This window comes from Streptomyces sp. JW3 (assembly GCF_052216785.1).
Classification (GTDB): domain Bacteria; phylum Actinomycetota; class Actinomycetes; order Streptomycetales; family Streptomycetaceae; genus Streptomyces.
This window is the reverse complement of sequence record NZ_JBQOUX010000006.1, coordinates 41,145-55,452: the sequence shown is the minus strand read 5'-3', so window position 1 is coordinate 55,452 and position 14,308 is coordinate 41,145. Positions and strand designations below refer to the sequence as shown.

Here is a 14,308-nt window from a genome sequence, read left to right as displayed (position 1 = left end):
CGGGCGGGCCGTACGCTGATGTGCATGGGTGTGGGTGCAGGCGTGGGTGCGGGTGCGGGTGTCGGCAGGGCCAAGCGGATGCCGCGGGCGGTTCGGGAGCGGCAGATGCTGGACGCCGCCGTGCGCACCTTCGGGCGGCGCGGTTACCGGGCCGCGTCGATGGACGAGATCGCCGAACTCGCGGGCGTTTCCAAGCCGCTGGTGTACCTGTACCTCAACTCCAAGGAAGATCTGTTCACCGCCTGCATCCGGCGCGAGGCGCGGGCGCTGACCGCGGCGGTGCGGGCCGGGGTGCGGTCCGGGCTGCCCGCCGACGGCCAGCTCTGGTCCGGGCTGCGGGCGTTCTTCGAGCACACCGCCCGGCATCCGGACGGCTGGGCGGTGCTGCATCTCCAGGCCCGCACGCACGGCGCCCCGTTCGCCGCCGAGGTGGCCGCGATGCGCGAGGAGATCGTCGCGTTCGTCACCGAGCTGATCGCGGCGGCGGCCCGTGAGGCGCACCGCGACCCGGATCTGCCCGGACACGAGGTCGCCGGGCTGGCCGAGGCGCTGGTCGGCGCCGCCGAGTCGCTCGCCGACTGGGCGAACGCCACCGAGGGCGTCACCGCCAAGCAGGCGGCGGCGACCCTGATGAACTTCGCCTGGGCGGGGCTGGGCAACCTGATGGCGGACCGGCCGTGGACCGCGCCGGAGGACCTCGACGAGGAGCGGCGGCCGGTCGCTCAGGCGGGGTAGCCGCCGCCCGGCAGGCGGAGCCGGTTCGTCAGGCGGTGGCCGGGGTGACGCTGCCCGACAGATGCAGCCGCCCGTCCGGACCCCGCAACTCGAACCGCTCGCCCCGTGCCCCGTACGCCACCGTCCCCGGCAGCAGCACCGGTGCCCGGAATGACGCCCGTACCGTGACCGCCTCCGGGGTGCCGTGTTCCGCGAGGCACCTGGCCACCGTCCACATGCCGTGCGCGATGGCCCGGGGGAAGCCGAACAGGCGGGCGGTGAGCGGGTGGAGGTGGATCGGGTTGCGGTCCCCGGACGCGGCGGCGTACCGCCGGCCGGTGTCCCCGGCCGGGCGCCACTCGGCGCGCACGGGGAGCGGTTCCGGCGGCTCGGCGCGGGGGGCGGTGGCGGGTTGGCCGGCCCGGGGGGCGGCGGCGGGCTGGTCGGTCGTCCGGTGGCGGGCCAAGTACGTACTGGACGACTCCCATACGACGTTCCCGCCGGCCCGTACCTCCGTCACCACCGTCGCCTCGGTGCCCCGCCGGTGCGGGGTCAGTCCGGCGACGTGCACGGCGACCTCGTGGGCCGCGTCGGCGGGCAGTGCGGCCCGGCGGGTGACGGTGAGGGACGTGTGGACCAGGCCGAGCAGCGGGAGCGGGAAGTCCCGCGCGCTCATCAGCCGCATGGCCAGCGGGAACCCCATGAGGTGCGGGTAGGTGACCGGGAGCGCCGGCGCCCCGGAGGGGAAGCCGCAGACCCGTTCGTAGGCCGCCAGCCGGGCCAGGTCGGCGCGCACGGCCGGCAGGACCAGGCGGGTGCGCGGGAACTCCGCGTCCGGGCGGGGGCGTTTGAAGGGGGAGAGCAGGGCGCCCCGGGCCAGCAGCGGCGGCAGCGCGGGGGCGCTGGTCAGCGTGCCGGTGCGCGCGGTGGTGGTCACTACGCCCCCAGCAGACTCTGGCCGCAGACCCGGACGACCTGGCCGTTGACCGCGCCGGAGGCCGGGTGGGCGAGCCAGGCGGTGGTCTCCGCGACGTCGACCGGCAGGCCGCCCTGGCCGAGGGAGGTCATCCGGCGGCCCGCCTCGCGGATGAGGAGTGGCACGGCCGCCGTCATCCTGGTCTCGATGAAGCCCGGCGCGACCGCGTTCACCGTCACCCCGTGCTCGGCCGGCGCGCGCGGCGCCAGCGACCGGACCAGGCCGGCGATCCCGGCCTTGCTGGCGCCGTAGTTGGTCTGGCCGGCGTTCCCGGCGAGGCCCGCGATGGACGCCGTGGCCACGATCCGGCCGCCGGAGCGCAGGGTGCCGGCGGCGAGCAGGGCGTCCGTGGTGCGCAGGACGGCCGCCAGGTTGACGTCGAGGACGGCACTCCAGCGGTCGGCCGGCATGTTGACCAGCCGGCGGTCCCGGGTGATGCCCGCGTTGTGGATCAGGACGTCCAGACCGTCCGGCAGCGCGGCGGCGATCCGGGCGCCCGCGTCGGCGGCGGTGATGTCGAGCGACAGGGCAGTGCCGCCGAGCCGGTCGGCGAGGCGCCGGGCGTCCGGCTCGGCCCCCGGCACGTCCAGTACGACGACCCGGGCGCCGTCCCGGGCGAGGGTCTCGGCGACCGCCGCGCCGATGCCGCGCGCGCCGCCGGTGACCAGGGCGGTGCGCCCGGCGAGCGGCCGGGCCGGGTCGTCCGGCGCGGTGACCGGGCCGCCGGTGGGACCGACGCCGATGACCTGGCCGCTGACGTAGGCCGACTTGGCGGAGAGCAGGAAACGGAGCGTGGACTCGGCGGCGCGGGCGTCGGTGAGCCGGACCAGGTTGACGGTCCGGCCCCGGCCGATCTCCTTGCCGAGCGAGCGGGTGAAGCCCTCCAGCGCCTGCTGGGCGGCGGCCTGGTGGTGGTCGTCGGCGGCGGGCGGGGCGCCGAGCACGACGACCCGGCCGCTCGCGGCGACCGACCGGACGACCGGGTGCAGGGCCGCGTGCACCTCGGCGAGATCCGGCACGTTCCGCACCCCGGTGGCGTCCAGGACGACGGCGGCGGGCCGGTCCGAGGCGTCCTTCACCGGCAGGAACGACAGCGGGGACGACAGCGGGGATGACGGGTCGAGGCCGGACCGGCCGGCCGTCAGCAGCAGGATCTCGCCGTCGAGTTCCGGCTGCCCGGGGGACCAGCGGCGCAGCGGCGCCGGCTGCGGCAGACCGAGCCGCCGGGTGAGGAAGCGGCCCGGCGCGGTGCCGGTGAAGCTCAGATAACGGTCGGCCATGCGGGACTCCCAGCGCTCCGGATCTGCTCTGCTCTGTTCTGCTCTGCTCTGCTCTGCTCTACTCTGCGACGCTCTGCTTACTCTAGAGTAAGGTTACCGATGGTAAGTCTAGTGGAGGAGCAGGTCGAGATGAGTCCCCTTGAGCCCCCCAGGGCCCGCCGGGTCGCGATCGTCGGCGGTACCCGCATCCCGTTCGCCCGCTCCGACGGCCCGTACGCCACCGCCGCCAACCAGGAGATGCTGACCGCCGCCCTGAACGGGCTGGTGGAGCGGTACGGGCTCCAGGCACCCGGCGCGGTAGGCGAGTTCGTGGCCGGCGCGGTCCTCAAGCACAGCCGCGACTTCAACCTGGCCCGCGAGACCGTCCTCGGCTCGGCACTGGACGCCCGTACCCCCGCCTACGACGTCCAGCAGGCGTGCGGCACCGGTCTCCAGGCGGTGATCGCCGCCGCCAACAAGATCGCCCTCGGTCAGACCGAGTCGGCGGTCGCGGGCGGCGCGGACACCGCGAGCGACGCGCCGCTCGGCGTCAACGACCGGCTGCGGCGCATCCTGCTGGAGGCCCGGCGAGCGAAGTCGACGGGCGCTCGCGTCAAGGCGCTCTCCCGCATCCGCCCCGGTCATCTCGTCCCCGACATCCCGCGCAACGCCGAGCCGCGCACCGGTCTGTCGATGGGGGAGCACGCCGCGATCACCGCGCGCGCGTGGGGCGTGAGCCGCCAGGCCCAGGACGAACTGGCGGCCACCAGTCACCAGCGGCTGGCGGCGGCGTACGAACGCGGCTTCTTCCAGGACCTGGTGGTCCCCTTCCGGGGCCTGGCGCGGGACCAGAACCTGCGGCCGGGCTCCACCCCGGAGAAACTGGCCGCGCTGAAGCCGGTGTTCGGCACCGACGGGCCCGAGCCGACCATGACGGCGGGCAACTCCACGCCGCTGACCGACGGCGCGGCGACCGTGCTGCTGGCCAGTGAGGAGTGGGCCGAGACGCGCGGGCTGGCACCGCTCGCGTACCTGACGGCGTACGAGACGGCCGCCGTGGACTTCCCGCACGGGGACGTGGCGGGCGGTGAGGACGGGCTGCTGATGGCCCCGGCGTACGCGGTGCCGCGGATGCTGGAGCGGGCGGGGCTGGGCATCGAGGACTTCGACCTGGTCGAGATCCACGAGGCGTTCGCCTCCCAGGTGCTGGCCACGCTGGCGGCCTGGGAGAAGCGCGGGCTGGCCCCGGTGGACCGGGCCCGGCTGAACGTGGCCGGCTCCTCGCTCGCCACCGGTCACCCGTTCGCGGCGACCGGCGCCCGGATCGTGGCGACCCTGGCCAAACTGCTGGCCGAACGGGACGGTCCGGGCCGCGGCCTGATCTCCGTCTGCGCGGCGGGCGGCCAGGGCGTGACGGCGGTACTGGAACGGGCCTGAGCCGCTGCCTGCCGACATGCTGCTACTTACCGGTAACTCGGGAGGTTGCACAACCCCGTCCCCGGACCGTCCCGGAACCCGCACCAACTCCCCACGAGGGCCCCGTACGATCCCCAAGCCGACCGCGGGCCGCCACCCGCGGTCCCACCGGCGCACCAACTGAAACACCGGCGCACCAACTGAAGCACCGGCGCAGCACTGCTGTACCGGTGCAAGCACCGGTACAGCACTGAAACACCGGTGCAGCCGGCACGTACGTCATGCAGCCGAGCCGAGCCGCCGCTGCACGTCCCAGGAGCCGCCCGTGTCCACTCCGCTTCCTTCCTTCGCCGCGTCCGCCGCCTACGGCGACGCGCCCGGACCCGTGCTCGTGGCGCCCGAGACGCGGCGGCTGGACGGTGCCGTACGGGAGGTGTACGTACCGCCGTTCGCCCCGTCGGTGCGGCACGGGTCGCTCGCCGACCTGCCGTTCGACAACGCGGCGGCGGCGCCGGACGCGGTGGTGCTCGGCCGCCGGACGGCGGACGGGCGGTGGGCCGATGTGACCGCCGCCGAGTTCGCCGCGCAGGTGCTGGCGCTGGCCAGGGGGCTCATAGCCGAGGGTCTGGCGCCGGGCGACCGGATCGCCGTCATGTCCCGCACGGTCTACGAGTGGACCCTCCTCGACTTCGCCGCCTGGGCCGCCGGCCTGGTGACCGTGCCGGTCTACCCGACCTCCTCGCTCTTCCAGACCCGCTGGATCCTGCACGACTCCGGCGCGGTCGCCCTGGTCACCGAGACCTCCGCGCAGGCCGCCGCGCTCGGTCCGGAGCTGGACCGGCTGCCCGACCTCAAGCACCTGTGGGTGGTCGAGAAGGACCATGTGGCGCGGGTCGCGGAGCTGGGCGACCGGGTGCCCGAGGCCGAGGTCGGCGTCCGGCGCGGCATGCTCGGCCCCAGCACGCTGGCCACCCTCATCTACACCTCCGGCACCACCGGCCGCCCCAAGGGCTGCGCGCTCACCCACGGCAACTTCTTCGCCGAGGTGGACAACGCCATCGAGCTGCTCTACCCGGTCTTCAAGGCCAAGGGCGAGGAACCATCCATCCTCCTCTTCCTGCCCATGTCGCACGTCTTCGGCCGGATGGTCGCCGTCGCCTGCGTCCGGGCCCGGGTCCGCCTCGGCCACGCCCCCAGCCTGAAACCGGCCGAGCTGCTCCCCGACCTGGCGGCCTTCCGGCCGACCTGCCTGCTCACCATCCCGTACATGCTGGAGAAGGTCTTCAACACCGCCCGCGCCAAGGCCGAGTCCGGCGGCCGGGCCACCGTCTTCGACCGCGCGACCAATGTGGCGGTGCGCTACGGGGAGGCGCTGGAGGGCCGCCAGACCGGTACCGGCGGCGGCCCCGGCCGCGGTCTGAAGACGTCCCGCGCTTTCTACGACCCGCTGGTCTACCGCAAGATCCGGGCCGCGATGGGCGGCCGGGTCAAGTACGCCATCTGCGGCGGCTCCCCGCTCGGCCGCCGCCTCGCCGCCTTCTACGCCGGCGCCGGCATCGAGATCTTCGAGGGGTACGGCCTCACCGAGACGACCGCGGCGGCGACCGTGACCCCGCCGCTCAAACCGCGCCTGGGCACGGTGGGCTGGCCGCTGCCCGGCACCCGGCTGCGGATCGCCGCCGACGGCGAGATCCTCGTCGCCGGCGAACAGGTCCTGCACGGCTACTGGGACCCGGCGGCCGGCGGGGTGGTGCCCGCCGCGCCGGACGGCTGGTTCGCCACCGGCGACCTCGGCAGCCTGGACGACGAGGGCTACCTGACCATCACCGGCCGCAAGAAGGAACTCCTCATCACGGCCGGCGGCAAGAGCGTGGCCCCGGCCCCGCTGGAGAACTGGCTGCGCTCGCACCCGCTGATCTCCCAGTGCCTGGTGCTCGGCGACCGCCGCCCCTACGTCTCCGCCCTGTTCACCCTCGACCCCGACGGCATCACCCACTGGCGCCGGATGAACGGCAAGCACCCGGTGCCGCCGGAACTGCTCGTCGACGACGAGGAACTGCGGACCGTCCTCCAGCGGGCGGTCGACGAGGCGAACAAGCTCGTCTCCCGCCCCGAGTCCATCCGCCGTTTCGCCGTCCTGCCGCACGACTTCACCGAGTACGCGGGCCATCTGACCCCCTCCATGAAGCTCCGCCGGGACGTGATCATGCGGGACTTCGCGGAGGTGGTGGAGTCCTTGTACGGGGGCTGAGGGCGCCGGGTACGGGGGCTGAGGGCGCCGGTCAGCGGCGGGCGATCAGATAGGCGTGCGCAGTCGGCTCGCCGAGTGCCTCGTCCGGCTCGCTGACCAACCGGTGCCGGACGTCGAAGCCGGCCCCCTGGAGCAGCTCCGCCATCAGCTCCGGGCGCCGGCGCTCGAAGTCCAGGGTGACGCGGTGCCCGAAGGGCCGGTCGTGCCGCCGGGGCACGTCACCGGCCTGGAAGGCGGTCAGCAGCGGGGCGCCGGGGGCCAGCACGCGCCGGATCTCGGCGAAGAGCGCCGGCAGCCGGTCCAGCGGCGTGTGGATGGTGGAGTACCAGGACACGGCGCCGCCCAGAGCCTCGTCGGCGACGGGCAGCTCCAGCATCGAGCCCTGCTCGAACGGCAGCTCGGGGTAGTGCCGCCGGGCGACCGCCAGCATCCCCTCCGACAGGTCCAGGCCGAAGACCGGCAGCCCGAGGGAGGCGAGGTGGGCGGTGATCCACCCGGGCCCGCAGCCCAGGTCGGCCACCGGTCCCCGGTCCTGCTCCACCAGCTCGGCGAACGCCGCCAGCACGGCCCGGTCCAGCGGCTTGGTGAGATGGACGCCGCGGAAGTGGTCGGCGTAGTCCTCGGCGATCGTGTCGTAGAAGGCGCGGGTGTCCTCTGTGGTGGTCATGGCGCCGGAGAGTAGTGGCCCCCACTGACATCCCCGTCCGTACCGACGCCGGGCGCCGGCGGCAAAGGCAGGAGCCCCACGCCGAGGCGCGGGGCTCCTTGGGTACTGCGCTCGATCCGGATCAGAGGATCAGATCAGACCGGGGTGACGTTCTCAGCCTGCGGACCCTTCGGGCCCTGCGTGACGTCGAAGGACACCTGCTGGTTCTCCTCAAGGGACCGGAAACCGGTCGCGTTGATCGCGGAGTAGTGGACGAAGACGTCGGGGCCGCCGCCTTCCTGGGCGATGAATCCAAAGCCCTTTTCGGCGTTGAACCACTTCACGGTTCCGGTAGCCATAAGCCCTCCTTGGGCCCAAAGGGTTGCCCTGCTCCAGAACCAGCAAGTGTGAAGATTTAATTCTGCACAACTGCATATGTCTGAGAACGACGAGAGCCCGCGGTCACATGCTCCGCAGGCTCTGTACTGCAAGGGAAACCAAACTGCAACTTGCGGCGAGCCTAGCATGCAGGCGCCGGAAAGCAACAGAGCTCAAGATCACTTCACCCGAATGTTTGAACGCGCGCGGCGTCCGGCTGACGCGGGGCACCGCCCGGGGGCGGCCGGGGGTCGGCGCCCGCCGGTCCGGGGGTGCGGGCTAGCCTCACGATGTGGACAATTCTCGCACCCGGCCGCGTGTCGGCCACATCCAGTTCCTGAACTGCCTGCCCCTCTACTGGGGGCTCGCGAGAACGGGCACGCTCCTCGACTTCGAGCTGACCAAGGACACCCCGGAGAAGCTCAGCGAGCAGCTGGTGCGGGGCGACCTCGACATCGGGCCCATCACCCTGGTCGAGTTCCTCAAGCACGCCGACCAACTGGTCGCCTTCCCCGACATCGCCGTCGGCTGCGACGGCCCGGTGATGAGCTGCGTGATCGTCTCGCAGAAGCCGCTGGAGCAGCTCGACGGGGCCCGGGTCGCCCTCGGCTCGACCTCCCGCACCTCCGTGCGGCTCGCCCAGTTGCTGCTCGCCGAGCGGTTCGGCGTCCAGCCGGACTACTACACCTGCCCGCCCGACCTGAGCCTGATGATGCAGGAGGCCGACGCGGCCGTCCTGATCGGCGACGCGGCGCTGCGCGCCAACATGCTCGACGGGCCCCGCTTCGGCCTGGCCGTGCACGACCTGGGCGCGCTGTGGAAGGAGTGGACCGGCCTGCCGTTCGTCTTCGCGGTCTGGGCCGCCCGGCGCGACTACGCCGAGCGCGAGCCGGTGATCACCCGCAAGGTGCACGAGGCGTTCCTCGCCTCCCGCAACCTCTCCCTGGAGGAGGTCGACAAGGTCGCCGAGCAGGCCGCCCGCTGGGAGGACTTCGACGAGGAGACCCTCGCCAAGTACTTCACCACCCTCGACTTCCGGTTCGGGGCCCCGCAGCTCGCGGCGGTCGCCGAGTTCGCCCGCCGGGTCGGACCGACCACCGGGTTCCCGGCGGACGTGACGGTGGATCTGCTCCAGCCCTGAGCGGAGCACTACCCTGCCTGGAGGTCACGTACCGGGGGAGGGGTGGACGCCATGCGCCCGCTGGAGGCCGACGAACCCACCGCCGTGGGGCCCTACCGGCTGCTCGGCCGACTGGGTTCCGGCGGGATGGGCCGCGTCTACCTGGGCCGCAGCGCCGGCGGCCGCACGGTCGCGGTGAAGATCGTGCACCCGCACTTCGCGCTGGACGAGGAGTTCCGCGCCCGGTTCCGGCGCGAGGTGGACGCCGCGCGCCGGGTGGGCGGCGCCTGGACCGCGCCGGTGCTGGACGCCGACCCGGCCGCCCGGGTGCCCTGGGTGGCCACGGCGTACGCGGCCGGACCGTCCCTGACGGCGGCGGTCGCGGACGGCGGCGGCCCGCTGCCCGCGCACACGGTACGGGCGCTGGGCGCGGGCCTGGCCGAGGCGCTCACGGCGGTGCACGCGCTCGGCCTCGTGCACCGGGACGTCAAGCCGTCCAACGTGCTGCTCACCCTTGACGGCCCGCTTCTCATCGACTTCGGGATCGCCCGCGCCACGGACAGCACCGCCTCCCTGACCTCGACCGGTGTGTCGGTCGGCTCGCCCGGCTACATGGCGCCCGAGCAGATCCTCGGCAAGGGCGTCACCGGCGCCGCCGACGTCTTCTCGCTCGGCGCCGTCCTGGTCGTCGCGGCGACCGGCCTGCCGCCCTTTCCCGGGGACTCCTCGGCCGCGCTGCTCTACCAGGTCGTCCACGAGGAACCCGAGCTGGACGGCCTCGCCGGTGACCTGCGCGAGCTGGCCGCGGCCTGCCTGGCGAAGGACCCCGCCGCCCGCCCGGCCCCCGCGGAACTCGCCCGGCGGCTGGCCCCCGAGGGCGCGGCCCGGCTGGTCACGGCCGGCTGGCTGCCGGGACCGCTGGTGGAGCGGGTCAGCCGGAGCGCCGTACAGCTGCTGAATCTGGAGGCGGGGGCGGCGAGGGGGGCACCTTCCGGGCCGGTCGGGTTCAGCAGTCCGGCGGTGGGGGCGGGGGAGACGGGTTCCGGTGGGTTCGGACCGCCGCCGCCGATGCCGCCGCCGGTCGGGCCGCTGCCCGGGGCAGCGTCGGTGCCCGTGCCCGCCCCCAGGGACGCCCCGCCGCATCCGCCGACCGCGCTGGCCGGGGGCGGCCCCGGCCGGGTCTCCGTCTCGGTGACGGCGGCGTCGGAGGGGGCGGGTCCCGGACGGGCGCGCAAGGTGAGCTGCACGGTGGCCCTGGCGGTCGCCGGGGCGCTGGCGGCGGTGACGGTCGGGTCGGTGTTCGTACTCGACCTGCTGCCGGGCGGCGGAAGCGGCGGCGGGGACGCCGGGAACGACACCGCGCGGCCACCCGCCGCCACCTCACCCACCTCACCCACCTCACCCACCTCACCCACTTCGCCGTCCGCGTCCGCGTCCGCGTCCGCCGGAGGTTCCGTCCCCGCCGCCTACCTGGGCACCTGGGAGGGCCAGGCCACCGCCCGGGACGGTGACCTGCCGCTGGGCACCTTCCGGCTGACCGTCGCCGAGGTGCGGGTCGGCCAGGAACTGGGCACCATGCGGCACACCGACATCCTCGGCGGCACCTGCGACGACGTACTGACCCTGACCGAGGTCACGGACGAGCGGATCGTCGCGGCGGCCGTGGGCGACCCGGCGAACCGGGGGGTGTGCGGTCAGGCCCGGCACACCGTCCGCCTCACCCCCGTCGGCGACGACCTGCGCTACGAGTCGGACAGCGCGGAGTCGGGCCGGCCCGAGGCCCGGCTGTCGAAGACCGGAGCCACCGGATGAGCGCCGAGTCGCTGGTCGTCGTCGTGGCGGCGCTGTGGGGCGCGGCGGCGGGCGCGCTGCTGCCCCGCGCGGCCTACCGCCTCTCCGTGCCGCCCGGGGAGAACTGGCGGGGCACCTGCCCGGCCGGGCACCCGGTCGGCGGCTGGCTCGGCCGGGCCCGGTGCGGGCGGGACGGGCAGCCGTACGCCCCCGGCGCCGCCGTCCCCGCCACCGTGACCGCGCTCGCCTGCACCGCCCTGGCCGCCGCCACCGGCACCCGGCCCGAACTGGCCGTCTGGCTGCTGCTCGCGCCGGTCGCCGTCCTGCTGACCGTGGTCGACGTCCGGGTACGGCGGCTGCCCGACCTGCTCACCCTGCCGCTGGCCGGTGCCGCCCTGGTCCTGCTCGGCCTGGCCGCCCTGGTGCCGGAGCACGTCGGCTCGTGGCCCACCGCGCTGCTCGGCACCCTCGCGCTCGGCGCCGGTTACTACGCCCTGTTCTTCCTCAACCCCTCCGGCATGGCCTTCGGCGACGTGAAACTGGCCCTCGGGGCGGGCGCCGTACTCGGCTGGTACGGCTGGCCGACGCTCCTGCTGGGCGCCTTCGCCGGCTTCCTGCTCGGCGCGCTGTACGGGCTCGGCCTCCTCGTCACCCGCCGGGCCGGCCGCGGCACACAGATCGCGTTCGGGCCGTTCCTGATCGGCGGGGCGTTCCTCGGTCTGCTGGTGGGGGCGTTCACCGCCTGACGTCCGGGGCGCGAAAGTGCTGGCGTACGCTGGACCGGTCCGTCCACAACCCTTGACGAAAGGGACGCCCGGTGACCGAGAAGGCCGACCTCCAGCCCGTCCTCGACCGCGCCGCCGCCGGTGGTCGGATCACCCCGGAAGAAGCCCTCGTCCTCTACCGTGACGCCCCGCTGCACGCGCTGGGCTCCGCCGCCGACGCGATCCGCCGGCGCCGGTACGCCGGGACCGAGCACATCGCGACGTACATCATCGAGCGGAACATCAACTACACCAACGTGTGCGTCACGGCGTGCAAGTTCTGCGCCTTCTACGCGGCCCCCAAGGACACGAAGAAGGGCTGGAGCCGCGACCTCGACGACATCCTGCGGCGCTGCGCGGAGACCGTCGAACTGGGCGGCACCCAGATCATGTTCCAGGGCGGGCACCACCCGGACTACGGTGTCGAGTACTACGAGCACCACTTCGCCGCCATCAAGAAGGAGTTCCCGCAGCTCGTCATCCACAGCCTGGGGGCGAGCGAGGTCGAGCACATGGCGCGGATCTCGGGCGTGAGCGCCGAGGAGGCGATCCGGCGGATCCACGCGGCCGGGCTCGACTCGTTCGCCGGAGCCGGCGCCGAGCTGCTGCCGGAGCGGCCGCGCAAGGCCATCGCGCCGCTGAAGGAGTCCGGCGAGCGCTGGCTGGAGATCATGGAGATCGCGCACGGGCTGGGCGTGGAGTCCACCACCACGATGCTGATGGGCACCGGCGAGACCAACGCCGAGCGCATCGAGCACCTGCGGATGATCCGCGACGTGCAGGACCGCACCGGCGGCTTCCGCGCCTTCATCCCGTACACCTACCAGCCCGAGAACAACCACCTGAAGGGCCGCACGCAGGCCACCCTCTTCGAGTACCTGCGGATGATCGCCATCGCGCGGATCTTCCTCGACAACGTGGCCCACATCCAGGGCTCCTGGCTGACCACCGGCAAGGAGGTCGGCCAGCTCTCCCTGCACTACGGCGCCGACGACCTCGGCTCGATCATGCTGGAGGAGAACGTGGTCTCGTCGGCCGGTGCCAAGCACCGGTCCAACCGGCTGGAGATCATCGACCTGATCCGCAAGGCGGGGCGGGTCCCGGCGCAGCGCGCCACGACGTACGAGCACCTGGTGATCCACGACGACCCGGCCAACGACCCGGTCGACGAGCGGGTGGTCTCGCACATCTCGTCCACGGCGATCGAGGGCGGCACGGCGCACCCCGAGCTGAAGCTGATCGCCAGCAACTGAGGCCGTCTTGCTGACCGTGCACGCCGCCGACGAGATCCGTACCGCCTGGGACGACGCCGAACCGCTGCCGGACGGCGCGGTGGCCGTCGAGGGCGGGCGGATCGCCGCCGTGGGTCGGCTCGCGGAGATCGAACGGCGCTTCCCGGGCGCCCGGGTGCGCCGCTGGCCCGGGGTGCTCGGCCCGGGGCGGGTGCACGAGGGGCCGCTGCCCGACGCGCCGAGTCCGCGCGAGCGCGTCCACGAGGTCCTCAAGTCCGGCGCGGTGGCGGTCGTCGAGCGGTACGTCGTCGCCGCCGGGCTGCGCTCCGCCGCCGAGCGCAACGGCCTGCTGGTCCTGCCCGCGCCGCGCCCGGCCGTCCTCGCCGTCGGCGCGCGGGCCGACCTCACGGTCCTCGGCGCCGACGGCGCGTGTCTCGCCACGGTGTGCGCCGGGCGACTGGTGCACCGGCGGCGCTGACTCCCGTACGTCCCGGGCGTTTCAGCCCGCGAACGCCTCGCCGAACGCCCCCGCGTCCTGGTCCACCCCGCTGCAGTCGGTCGCCGCGTCGTCCGAGTCGGAGTCGCTGTCGCACTGCTGGTCGCGGAAGGTCGACCACATCGACACCCAGGCGATCTCCTTCTCCTCGGCGAAGGTCCGCACCTCGGCCGCGTCGTCGAGCGTGAACGTCTCGCCGGCCACGTCGTTGACGCCGATCATCGAGGTCAGCGCCATGCCCCGCCAGGCGTTCGCGTCGGAGAGCCCGAACACCTCCTTGAGCTGGGTGTGCGCGGCCTTGGCCGAGGTGAGCGCGTAGTCGCCCATGTCGCCGCTGTAGGACTCGCCGTAGTTCATGGTCATCAGGTTGACCGTGGAGACCTGCACGGCGTGGTTGTTGGCGGAGTTCAGCAGCGCGATGCTGTCGTCGTCCAGGCCCGAGGGCATCACCGGGAGGGTGAAGGAGACCTTCAGGTCGGTGCGTTCCTCCTGGAGCAGCGCGATCGCCTCGGAGCGCAGGTCGACCGAGTCGGAGTCGGTCAGCTCGTCGCCCTCGATGTCGAAGTCGGCGAGGGTGGCGCCGCCGGCCGCGTCCAGTGCCTCGCCGTACGCCTTCGCCAGTTCCTCGGCGCTGTCGCAGGTGGCCGCCAGTTCCTTGCCGGAGGCGCCGCCGAAGGAGACCCGGACCGAGGCGCCGTCGGCGGTGAGGTCCGAGATGCGGGAGGCGACCGTCGAGTCGTCGATGGCGTGGCTGCCGTTCCACTCGGGGGTGCAGCCGCTGCCGGAGGAGATCACGAACGCCAGGTTGTACGTCCCCGGGGAGCCCGCCGAGTCCAGGTCGTTGGCGGTGGTGGCGCTGACGTACGGGGCGTAGCCGGTGGACGACGACGAGGGCGTGTCGGATGCCGAGGTCTCGGGTGCCGAGCTCTCGGGTGCCGCGTCGGTGCTGTCGTCATCTCCCGCCGAACAGCCCGCCGTTGCCAGGGCGAACAGGCATATCAGCCCTGCGGCGAACTTTCGTGGACCCTTCATCGCGTACGCTCCCGCTCTCAGATGTATGTCCCAGGACGGAAACAAAACGTGTCTCCGAACCGGAAAGGTGCCACACGGGACTGTGCCGTTCCTGGCAAAGATCCGCGTTTTCCTGGGGTTTCTCAGCAGACTGACAGGTCTGGCCAGTTCTCATGGACGCCTCACAAGAAAGCCAGAGATTCGGTCACATGAAGTACTCCTAATATCTGAGGAATGCATTCCGAGCCTGCCAT

13 protein-coding genes are annotated in these 14,308 nt (G+C 73.4%); 8 read left to right on the top strand and 5 right to left on the bottom strand.

Features of this window, described 5'->3' with window-relative positions; genetic code table 11:
• Positions 1 to 24 precede the first annotated feature (24 nt).
• Positions 25 to 735, top strand: coding sequence for a TetR/AcrR family transcriptional regulator (locus ACTT8P_RS04460; RefSeq protein WP_442830190.1), 711 nt, complete (start codon positions 25 to 27; stop codon positions 733 to 735).
• A gap of 28 nt (positions 736 to 763) precedes the next feature.
• On the opposite strand, the gene ACTT8P_RS04455 is transcribed toward ACTT8P_RS04460, so the two are convergent.
• Both ACTT8P_RS04455 and ACTT8P_RS04450 read right to left on the bottom strand, forming a co-directional pair.
• Positions 764 to 1,651 (bottom strand): MaoC family dehydratase, encoded by an 888-nt coding sequence (locus ACTT8P_RS04455; RefSeq protein ID WP_442830189.1) that lies wholly within the window; start codon positions 1,649 to 1,651, stop codon positions 764 to 766.
• Positions 1,651 to 2,970 (bottom strand): 3-oxoacyl-ACP reductase, encoded by a 1,320-nt coding sequence (locus ACTT8P_RS04450; RefSeq protein ID WP_442830188.1) that lies wholly within the window; start codon positions 2,968 to 2,970, stop codon positions 1,651 to 1,653. Before ACTT8P_RS04450 ends, ACTT8P_RS04455 begins: the two co-directional genes overlap by 1 nt.
• Before the next feature lie 129 nt (positions 2,971 to 3,099).
• Here ACTT8P_RS04450 and ACTT8P_RS04445 point away from each other — a divergent pair, with 129 nt between their 5' ends.
• Both ACTT8P_RS04445 and ACTT8P_RS04440 read left to right on the top strand, forming a co-directional pair.
• The gene (locus ACTT8P_RS04445) at positions 3,100 to 4,386 is read left to right on the top strand and encodes an acetyl-CoA C-acetyltransferase (RefSeq protein WP_442830187.1); all 1,287 of its coding nucleotides are present in this window, start codon (positions 3,100 to 3,102) and stop codon (positions 4,384 to 4,386) included.
• A gap of 304 nt (positions 4,387 to 4,690) precedes the next feature.
• Complete coding sequence (locus ACTT8P_RS04440) at positions 4,691 to 6,616, top strand: AMP-dependent synthetase/ligase (RefSeq protein ID WP_442830186.1); 1,926 nt, start codon at positions 4,691 to 4,693, stop codon at positions 6,614 to 6,616.
• 31 nt (positions 6,617 to 6,647) lie between these two features.
• On the opposite strand, the gene ACTT8P_RS04435 is transcribed toward ACTT8P_RS04440, so the two are convergent.
• Together ACTT8P_RS04435 and ACTT8P_RS04430 are read right to left on the bottom strand one after the other, a co-directional pair.
• Positions 6,648 to 7,283 carry a class I SAM-dependent DNA methyltransferase gene (locus tag ACTT8P_RS04435; RefSeq protein ID WP_442830185.1) on the bottom strand — a complete coding sequence of 212 codons (636 nt, stop codon included), beginning with the start codon at positions 7,281 to 7,283 and terminating at the stop codon, positions 6,648 to 6,650.
• Between the two features lie 134 nt (positions 7,284 to 7,417).
• A complete protein-coding gene (locus ACTT8P_RS04430; protein WP_004984723.1) occupies positions 7,418 to 7,621 on the bottom strand; it encodes a cold-shock protein in 204 nt (67 codons plus the stop codon).
• A gap of 311 nt (positions 7,622 to 7,932) precedes the next feature.
• Between ACTT8P_RS04430 and ACTT8P_RS04425 the strand changes: the two genes are divergently transcribed.
• The 5 genes from ACTT8P_RS04425 (at position 7,933) to ACTT8P_RS04405 (ending at position 13,025) form a co-directional block, all read left to right on the top strand.
• The gene (locus ACTT8P_RS04425; protein ID WP_442830184.1) at positions 7,933 to 8,781 is read left to right on the top strand and encodes a menaquinone biosynthetic enzyme MqnA/MqnD family protein; all 849 of its coding nucleotides are present in this window, start codon (positions 7,933 to 7,935) and stop codon (positions 8,779 to 8,781) included.
• Between the two features lie 51 nt (positions 8,782 to 8,832).
• Positions 8,833 to 10,572 carry a serine/threonine-protein kinase gene (locus ACTT8P_RS04420; RefSeq protein WP_442830183.1) on the top strand — a complete coding sequence of 580 codons (1,740 nt, stop codon included), beginning with the start codon at positions 8,833 to 8,835 and terminating at the stop codon, positions 10,570 to 10,572.
• A complete protein-coding gene (locus ACTT8P_RS04415) occupies positions 10,569 to 11,297 on the top strand; it encodes a prepilin peptidase (RefSeq protein ID WP_442830182.1) in 729 nt (242 codons plus the stop codon). Before ACTT8P_RS04420 ends, ACTT8P_RS04415 begins: the two co-directional genes overlap by 4 nt.
• Before the next feature lie 71 nt (positions 11,298 to 11,368).
• Complete coding sequence (mqnC, locus tag ACTT8P_RS04410; RefSeq protein ID WP_442830181.1) at positions 11,369 to 12,568, top strand: cyclic dehypoxanthinyl futalosine synthase; 1,200 nt, start codon at positions 11,369 to 11,371, stop codon at positions 12,566 to 12,568.
• A gap of 7 nt (positions 12,569 to 12,575) precedes the next feature.
• Complete coding sequence (locus tag ACTT8P_RS04405; RefSeq protein ID WP_442830180.1) at positions 12,576 to 13,025, top strand: imidazolonepropionase-like domain-containing protein; 450 nt, start codon at positions 12,576 to 12,578, stop codon at positions 13,023 to 13,025.
• Positions 13,026 to 13,046: 21 nt separating this feature from the next.
• Here ACTT8P_RS04405 and ACTT8P_RS04400 read toward each other — a convergent pair whose 3' ends face one another.
• A complete protein-coding gene (locus ACTT8P_RS04400) occupies positions 13,047 to 14,075 on the bottom strand; it encodes a chitinase (protein ID WP_442830179.1) in 1,029 nt (342 codons plus the stop codon).
• Positions 14,076 to 14,308 lie beyond the last annotated feature (233 nt).

Bases quoted from the DNA above. Each gene is read 5' to 3' on its own strand.
- ACTT8P_RS04460 (WP_442830190.1), top strand. From the start codon at position 25: ATGGGTGTGGGTGCAGGCGTGGGTGCGGGTGCGGGTGTCGGCAGGGCC.
- ACTT8P_RS04450 (WP_442830188.1), bottom strand. From the start codon at position 2,970: ATGGCCGACCGTTATCTGAGCTTCACCGGCACCGCGCCGGGCCGCTTC.
- ACTT8P_RS04445 (WP_442830187.1), top strand. From the start codon at position 3,100: ATGAGTCCCCTTGAGCCCCCCAGGGCCCGCCGGGTCGCGATCGTCGGC.
- ACTT8P_RS04435 (WP_442830185.1), bottom strand. From the start codon at position 7,283: ATGACCACCACAGAGGACACCCGCGCCTTCTACGACACGATCGCCGAG.
- ACTT8P_RS04430 (WP_004984723.1), bottom strand. From the start codon at position 7,621: ATGGCTACCGGAACCGTGAAGTGGTTCAACGCCGAAAAGGGCTTTGGA.
- ACTT8P_RS04420 (WP_442830183.1), top strand. From the start codon at position 8,833: ATGCGCCCGCTGGAGGCCGACGAACCCACCGCCGTGGGGCCCTACCGG.
- ACTT8P_RS04415 (WP_442830182.1), top strand. From the start codon at position 10,569: ATGAGCGCCGAGTCGCTGGTCGTCGTCGTGGCGGCGCTGTGGGGCGCG.
- ACTT8P_RS04400 (WP_442830179.1), bottom strand. From the start codon at position 14,075: ATGAAGGGTCCACGAAAGTTCGCCGCAGGGCTGATATGCCTGTTCGCC.